The organism is Nocardia sp. GP40 (assembly GCF_050434125.1).
GTDB classification, from domain to species: domain Bacteria; phylum Actinomycetota; class Actinomycetes; order Mycobacteriales; family Mycobacteriaceae; genus Nocardia; species Nocardia albiluteola.
Window position 1 is genome coordinate 1 of record NZ_JBNPVW010000043.1, and the last position, 7,392, is coordinate 7,392.

Annotated in this window: 5 protein-coding genes and 2 pseudogenes; 4 read left to right on the forward strand and 3 right to left on the reverse strand. The window is 67.7% G+C overall.

Going from position 1 to position 7,392, the window contains the following annotated elements:
- Nucleotides 1–1,147: group II intron maturase-specific domain-containing protein (locus ABH933_RS45340; protein ID WP_429455341.1), on the forward strand; the 1,147-nt coding region annotated here is incomplete at its 5' end.
- A 111-nt stretch (nt 1,148–1,258) separates the two neighbouring features.
- Here the strand turns inward: ABH933_RS45340 and ABH933_RS45345 are convergent.
- Both ABH933_RS45345 and ABH933_RS45350 read right to left on the reverse strand, forming a co-directional pair.
- A pseudogene (locus ABH933_RS45345) lies at nt 1,259–1,848 on the reverse strand (IS3 family transposase); the annotation flags it as partial.
- A 29-nt stretch (nt 1,849–1,877) separates the two neighbouring features.
- Nucleotides 1,878–2,282 (reverse strand): annotated as a pseudogene (locus tag ABH933_RS45350) (hypothetical protein); the annotation flags it as partial.
- A gap of 294 nt (nt 2,283–2,576) precedes the next feature.
- Here ABH933_RS45350 and ABH933_RS45355 point away from each other — a divergent pair.
- Nucleotides 2,577–3,776 carry a low temperature requirement protein A gene (locus tag ABH933_RS45355; protein WP_429429331.1) on the forward strand — a complete coding sequence of 400 codons (1,200 nt, stop codon included), beginning with the start codon at nt 2,577–2,579 and terminating at the stop codon, nt 3,774–3,776.
- Nucleotides 3,777–3,797: 21 nt separating this feature from the next.
- On the opposite strand, the gene ABH933_RS45360 is transcribed toward ABH933_RS45355, so the two are convergent.
- The gene (locus tag ABH933_RS45360; RefSeq protein WP_429429333.1) at nt 3,798–4,514 is read right to left on the reverse strand and encodes a DsbA family oxidoreductase; all 717 of its coding nucleotides are present in this window, start codon (nt 4,512–4,514) and stop codon (nt 3,798–3,800) included.
- Nucleotides 4,515–4,754: 240 nt separating this feature from the next.
- Here ABH933_RS45360 and ABH933_RS45365 point away from each other — a divergent pair, with 240 nt between their 5' ends.
- Together ABH933_RS45365 and ABH933_RS45370 are read left to right on the forward strand one after the other, a co-directional pair.
- On the forward strand, nt 4,755–5,933 hold the full coding sequence (locus tag ABH933_RS45365; protein WP_429429335.1) for an NAD(P)/FAD-dependent oxidoreductase: 1,179 nt from the start codon (nt 4,755–4,757) through the stop codon (nt 5,931–5,933).
- 280 nt (nt 5,934–6,213) lie between these two features.
- The gene (locus ABH933_RS45370) at nt 6,214–7,131 is read left to right on the forward strand and encodes an RNA polymerase sigma-70 factor (RefSeq protein WP_429429337.1); all 918 of its coding nucleotides are present in this window, start codon (nt 6,214–6,216) and stop codon (nt 7,129–7,131) included.
- The last annotated feature ends 261 nt before the right edge of the window (nt 7,132–7,392 follow it).

Below are 7,392 nucleotides of genomic sequence, written 5' to 3' on the forward strand. Positions count from 1 at the left end.
ACACCGCCGTCGTACGGCGTCGAGGACGCTCCAGCCGACGGTAGGTCAGCGTGACATCGAAGCAGAAGTTGCCAACAGCGTTGGGGGCGTAATCAGCCCGTTGCTGATGAACGTGGCCCTGCATGGCCTGGAGGAGGCCGCAGGGGTCCGCTACCGCGCTGACGGCGTCAACGCCGCAAGAACAGTGGCTGGTGCCCCGGTCCTGGTGAGATATGCCGACGACCTGGCCGTATGCTGTTATTCCCAGCAGCAGGCCGAACAGGTCAAGACGAAACTGGCGGTCTGGCTGGCCTCGAGAGGGTTGTCGTTCAACGAGGACAAGACACGCATCGTGCATGTCGAATCCGACGGTGGCTTGGACTTCCTCGGGGTCTCCATCCGTCGGTATCGGCAGCACGGGCAGCGTCCGGCGAAGCTGCTGATCAAACCGAGCCAGGACGCGGTCAGGCGGATCCGGAAACGTCTCGCCACGGAACTACGCAGCCTGCGTGGCTCCAACGCGGGCGCGGTGATCGCCCGCCTCAACCCGATCATCCGGGGATGGGCGGCCTATTACCGAGGTGTGGTGTCCAGCAAGATATTTGCCTCGCTGGACCACTATGTGTGGCGGCTGACTTATCGGTGGGCCTGTCACACCCATTCCGGAAAGCCGAAGCGGTGGATAGTGCGCCGCTATTTCGGCAGGTTCAACAAGTTCCGCGACGACCGCTGGGTATTCGGCGACCGCGACCACCGCAACGGGGACAACGTCGCTCACCTGGTCAAGTTCGCGTGGACTCCCATCGTCCGGCATCAACAGGTCACCGGTTCGGCGTCTCCGGACGACCCTGACCTGCGTGAGTACTGGGCGGCACGGCGGCGGAAAAACAAACCCGCACTGGACAGTTACAACCTGCGCCTGCTCACCGAGCAGGGCGGGTGCTGCCCGCTGTGCGGGGATCCTGTGCTGTCCGCCGATCAACCGCCCGAATCGCCCGAGGACTGGGAACGATGGTGGCTGGCCGTCATCCGGCGTGCCATCACCGCCGACCATCTCACCCACCACAGGCAGCCGGACGAGACCCGAACCCGCCTCGTTCACACCTCCTGCCACCGCTCCTTGCGCGCTCGACAACGCAGGGAGACAACAGTTTCCGCAACACCGTGAACGCTCTCGGGGCTTGCTTGAGCCGTATGCCGGGCCAACCGGCACGTACGGTTCTGAGGGGAGGACGGCGCGCCAACGCGCCGCCCTTACCCGACTGAAACTCGACCACAGCGATTCGGAAGGGCTATTGTCCCAACATATTCCGGTCGCTCCCATCGACCGGCGCAGCCCGTGCCGCCAACACGCCCGGGCGGTCAGATGCGCGGTGAACTCAGCGACCCGGCATCCGAATGGTGAATCGTACTGCCCGACAGCGGATTACCATCACGGGCACGCGCATGTGCGGCCTGACGGATCGCGGAGTTCACGAACTCGGTCGCCTTGCTGGTCGAGCATTCCCAGCCCAGGATCCGCCCGGCGTAGGCGTCGACCACGAACGCGGTGTACACGAACGCTCCGCTGGTCAGGCGCACGTAGGTGAAATCGGCGACCAGCAGCATGTTCGGTGCCGGCACCCGGAACTGCCGGTCCACCAGGTCCGGTGCCCGCACTGCTGCCGGATCGGGTTCGGTCGTGCGGATCTTCTTGCGCCGCACGACCCCTCGCCACCCGTTGGCGCGCATCAACCGCTCAATAGTGCAGCGCGCCACCGGGATTCGTTGACGTTGCAGATGAGCCCACATTTTCTCCGCGCCGTACAACGATTCCGGGACCCGGCGGCCGTGTTCGTCCGGCTCGTAGTAGCCGGACAGGATCTCGGTCGGTAGCCGGCGTGTTCGAGCTTGTCAGCGGCGATCGCACCGTAACTGCCGGTGCCCTCGGCGGCGATCAGAACCGTGTCGATCTCGCCCTCGGTTCGGCGACCGATCCAGGCTTGGGCGCGTGCCAGTCCCGCCGTCGTTGTCGGAAACGTTGCCTGGTCGATGATGCGGCCGGTCGGGGATTCGACGACGGCGTAGCTGTGTGTTGCGGCGTGGGTGTCGACGCCGACGACGAATCGGTAGTGGTCTGCGACGATGGTCAATGCGGTGTTCTCCTCGAGCCGGGGTGGACGTCGTGACCGGCGTCGGCCCGGGTGAGAGTTACTACGAGGCAGACCTGTAATGAGCCACAACCGTTCCCGCGGTTGGACAAGCTTCTGATCAGGCCATCGTGGTGGGCCGGGACGGCGCCGGCCTTCAGACCGAGAGGACAACTCCCGGGAAGAGCACCCTTACGGGGCCAGGCGATTCACGAGTCACACCCGGTCTGAAGAACCGGCACCACCCTGCCAGCCAGCCCCAGGCCAGCCACCACCAACACTTACAGGCGATTCACTGCAAAGCCTGAAGCCAGTGAAAACAGGAACAATACTGGAATTCATGGCTGCCTGAGCCCCGTGCAGCACCCAGGCGGGCTGATGTGTCCGACCCGCAAGAGGTGAGTTCACCGCGTTGTGAACCATGTGCGATCTCGCGCCCCAGTGCATCAGTCGTTTACTGTCGGCGAGGTGAGCAACGATGAATCAGACCAGGTAGGAGATGCCGCCGAGGGCGGGCAGGTGCGTGCCTCGACCCTCGAGCTGTTCTTCGATCTGGTGTTCGTCTTCACCATCACCCAGCTCGCGCAGGTGTTCGGCCAGCATGCGGGCTGGCCGGCGCTGGGGCGAGTGGTGCTGATGTTCGGGGTGATCTGGTGGATGTACAGCGGATACGTCTTCCTGACCAACGAGGTCGCGCCCAGCAGTTCGGCGCGCCGCAGCTGGCTGCTGGTCGGGATGTTCGGCTTCTTCGTCATCGCGCTGGCGATCCCGCAGGCGTTCACCGGCTCCGGCCTGGCCTTCGGCCTGGGCTACTTCCTGGTCAACCTCGTACACACCGGGCTGTTCTACGCCAACGGCGGGCGCGGGGCGACCTCCGCGATACTGCGCATCGCACCGGTCAACGCCATCATCGCGGTGCTGGTGCTGATCGGCGGGATCAGCGACGGCTGGCCCCGGTATCTGCTCTGGGCGCTGGCCTTCGCGCTGCAGCTCGTCACGCCCTACCTGGTGAATGTCGACGGATTCCGCATCCGGCCCAGCCATTTCGCCGAGCGGCACGGGCTCGTGATCATCATCGCGGTCGGCGAATCGGTGGTCGCGATCGGCGCCGGACTGGCGGGCGAACCGATCGCCGTCGGCCTGGTCGCGATGGTCGCCCTGGGACTGAGCCTGGCGTACGTCATGTGGTGGTCGTACTTCGGCCTGGACGACGAGGCCGGTGAGGCCGCGCTGGGCGCGATCCCGGTGCCCCGGCGGGCGCGCCGTGCCGCGGTGGCCTACGGCTATGCCCTGTATCCGCTGCTCATCGGCGTCATTCTGGCCAGCGCCGGGCTTCGCCTGAGCATCGCGCACGGCAACCTGCCGGTGGGGTGGCCGGCGGCGCTGGCGCTGTCGGGCGGCGTCGCGCTGTATTTCGCCGGGCAGGCGGCGTTCCGCACGGCGCTGGGGCTGCACCGCCCGTGGTCGCGGGTGCTGGCCGCGCTCGCGGCGCTGGCGACCGCGCCGATCGGGATCGCCTGGGTGGCATGGGGACAGCTGGGGGTGCTGGTGGCCGTCGCGTTCGGCGCGGTGATCGCCGACGACATCGCCGCGCTGCGAGCCGGGGCCGTGAGCGCCTACGCCAACCCGGCCTCGATGGTGATTCGGATTACCCTGCGCGACAACTGATTCCGCGCCCGCCGGGAGTGCTCAGCGCTCGGGCAGCGCGCAGCCGTCCGGGCCGCAGGCATCCGCGCCGCCCACCACCTCGAGCACCGGCGCCTGATCCGACCACGCGCGTTCCAGTGCCTGGCTGAAGACCTCGGGCGGCTGCGCGCCCGAGACGCCGTACCTGCGGTCGAAGACGAAGAACGGTACGCCGTTCGCCCCGAGCCGGGCGGCCTCGCGCTCGTCCGCGCGGACCGCGTCGGCGTAGGCCTCGGGATCGGCGAGTACCGCGCGCACGTCGGTCTCGTCCAGCCCGGCCTCGACCGCGAGCCGGACCAGCCGCTCATTGTCGCCGAACAGTGGCGCGTCCTCGGCGAAGTTGCCTCGGTAGAGCGCGTCGAGCAGCTGCTCCTGGGCGCCGTGGGCGAGCGCGTAGTGCAGCAGCCGGTGCATGTCGAAGCTGTTGCCGAAGTCGCGGCCGGAGACCTGGTACGGCAGCCCGACCGCCTCGGCCTGCGCGCCGATGCCGCGCTCGTTGGCCGCGGCCTGCGCCTCGCTGATGCCGTACTTCTCCGCGATGTGCGCGACGACCGGGCCGGTGTGATCGGCGGGCAGCGTCGGATCCAGCTCGAACGAGCGATGCACCACCCGCACGTCGTCGCGGTGCTCGAAGCCGTCGAGGGCCTGCTCGAAGCGCCGCTTGCCCAGATAGCAGAACGGGCAGTTGATGTCGGTCCAGATCTCCACCTGTACGGCCATGTCACCTCATTCGGATTCGCGTTTCCTGTAGGGACAACTACGAACCGGGGAGTCCTGTTCCGCGATGCGATCGCCGCCACATCCCGTCCCGGCGCCGCGAACGGATCGGTTATTCGAGGTCATGGGCGGATACGCGGCCGCGCCCAGATGATATGGCGGGCGTCACATCATTGGCTGTCACGGATCGGCGGGCTGATTTGTCCCATGGCCGAACTCCACCTACCGATTCAGGAGCGCATCATGAACGCCACCGCACCGCACGAGATCGTCGTCCTGGGCGCCGGCTACACCGGCATGCTGGCCACCGTCCGGCTCGCCCACCGCACCCGCCGCCGGAATGTGCGGATCACCCTGGTGAACCCGTCCGCGCGATTCGCCGAGCGGCTCCGCATGCACCAGATCGCCGCCGGTCAGGAACTGGCCCACCGCGACATTCCCGGCCTGCTCGAGGGCACCGGCGTCGAGTTCCGCCGGGCCGCCGCCATCGCCATCGACCCGGATGCCCGCGCCGTCACTCTCGACGACGGCGACACCCTGCGCTACGACACCCTCGTCTACGCGATCGGCAGCCGCACCGACACCACCCGCGTCCCCGGCGCGGACCAGGCCTGGACCATCGACGATCCCCGCGTGGCGCGCCGGCTCTCGGTCCGCCTGACCGAGATCGCCGCGGCGCGCGGGACGGTGACCGTCGTCGGCGGCGGCCTCACCGGCATCGAGGCGGCCACCGAGATCGCCGAATCACACCCGGACCTGGTCCTCACCCTGATCAGCGCCCAGGAGCTCGGCGCGGGCATGGGCGACAAGCCGCGCGCCCACCTGAACCGGGCCCTGGATCGCCTGGGCATCGTGCGTCACGTCGGCACGAAGGTGACCAAGGTGCTGCCCGACGCCGTGCGGCTCGAGACCGGCGACCTGGTTCCCTCGGATCTGACCCTGTGGACGACGGGCTTCGCGGTGTCGCCGCTGGCCGTTCGGTCGGGAATCGTGGTCGACCAGCGCGGCCTGATCGTCACCGATCCGACCCTGCGTTCGGTCTCGCACCCCGAGATCTACGCGGTCGGCGACGCCGCGGCCGTCCGGCAGACCTGGGGCGAGCTGCACGGCACCTGCCAGAGCGGGATGGCGAGTGCCGGATACGTCGCCGACAGCATCGCCCGGCAGCTGCGCGGAAAGACCGTGCGCCCCTTCCGATTCGGCTACATCCACCAGCCGGTGAGCCTCGGCCGCAAGGACGCGGTCATTCAGTTCACCGCCGCCGACGACACGCCGCGGCGCTGGTACCTGAAGGGTCGCGCGGCCGTCATGTACAAGGAATCGGTGAGCAGCAGCCCGTGGCCGACTTTCCGGATGAGCCGGCACGCGAACATGACGGTGCAGTTCTCGCGCGGTGGCCGCGCCAACAAGGCGCTCGACTGATGCCTAACACCGGGATTCGGCGTGCCGGGCGCCGACTCGCGTTCGCCGCGGCGTGCGGAATCCGGACCGAAGGTGGAGGGGACGACGACCGGGTTCCGTGCGCGGATTTCGTGAGCAGGCAACACGAGTACCGGACGGTTGGTTCGAAAGGTAATCTCGATCGACTTTCGCAGGATTACCGTGCCGGGCATGCCAGGGCGGTGGACGTGTGTCGTGACATCGCGAAACCGCTCGCCGAGTGGCTGGTTCGCCGAGGTCTCGACCAGTAGGGATGAATCGCATGCAGGACATCACCCCCGGCGACCCGGAATCTACCGAGCCGCAGGATGATTCGCTCGCCGACCCGTTCACCGAGCACCGCCGCCTGCTGTTCGGCACCGCGTACCGGATGCTCGGCACCGTGACCGACGCGGAGGACGTGCTGCAGGACGCCTGGATCACCTGGAACGGCACCGACCGCGACGCGGTCCGGAACCCGCGCGCCTATCTGGTGCGGACCGTCACCAACCTCGCCCTCAATCGCCTCACCTCGGCCCGCGCGACCCGCGAAACCTATATCGGGCCCTGGCTTCCCGAACCCGTGCTCACCGAGCCCACCGCCGCCGAGGAGTCCGAGATGGCAGACAGCGTCTCGACCGCGATGCTGGTAGTCCTGGAGACCCTGACCCCCGTCGAACGCGCGGTCTTCGTGCTGCGCGAGGTATTCGGCTTCTCGCACGCCGAGATCGCCGGGTTCATCGACCGCCCCGAGGCCACGGTGCGCCAGATCTCCCACCGCGCCCGCAATCACGTCCAATCCCGCCGCCCGCGTTGCGATTCCGACTCCGCCACCCGCCAGGAGATCACCCGCAAGTTCCTGTCGGCCGCACACGGCGGCGACGTCAACGCCCTGATGGAACTGCTCGCACCGGACGTCACGCTGTGGAACGACGGCGGTGGCAAGATCACCGCCGCCCGCCGCCCCCTGTTCGGCCCCGACCACGTCGCCCGCTGGATGCTCGGCGCCATGGCCAAGCCGTCCTCGGCGGGCGCCCACCTACTACCCGCCGAAATCAACGGCGAACTGGGCCTGCTCGTCCTGATCGGCGACCACCCCCTCGGCGCCCTCACCTACGACATCCTCGACGGCGCCATCCTGAACATCCGCTTCCAAGTGAATCCCGACAAGCTCGCGGGCCTGCGGCGAGAAGTGGAATAGCGCGCGTCGCAAGGAATCCCGGCTCGATGCCTGCTGCCGAGCCTGGGTGATGGTGGCTGGTACCCCGCTACCGGTCCGCTTTCTGCCCCGGCCCCCTAAGCCTCGATCCACTGACGGGCTTGGGCCCGTCGGTGGTGTTTGAATGAAAAAGTGCCCTTCGAGCTGTGATGATTGCTGTTGTCTAGGCAACAATCGCGCAGTTCAGAAGGACACTTCGAGTGCAAGTTTCGCACAGGTTCGCCGCCGGGTCGGCGGTGTTCG

Excerpts from the sequence above, each read along its gene's own strand:
- ABH933_RS45365 (WP_429429335.1), top strand. The coding sequence starts at position 4,755 with ATGAACGCCACCGCACCGCACGAGATCGTCGTCCTGGGCGCCGGCTAC.
- ABH933_RS45360 (WP_429429333.1), bottom strand. The coding sequence starts at position 4,514 with ATGGCCGTACAGGTGGAGATCTGGACCGACATCAACTGCCCGTTCTGC.
- ABH933_RS45370 (WP_429429337.1), top strand. The coding sequence starts at position 6,214 with ATGCAGGACATCACCCCCGGCGACCCGGAATCTACCGAGCCGCAGGAT.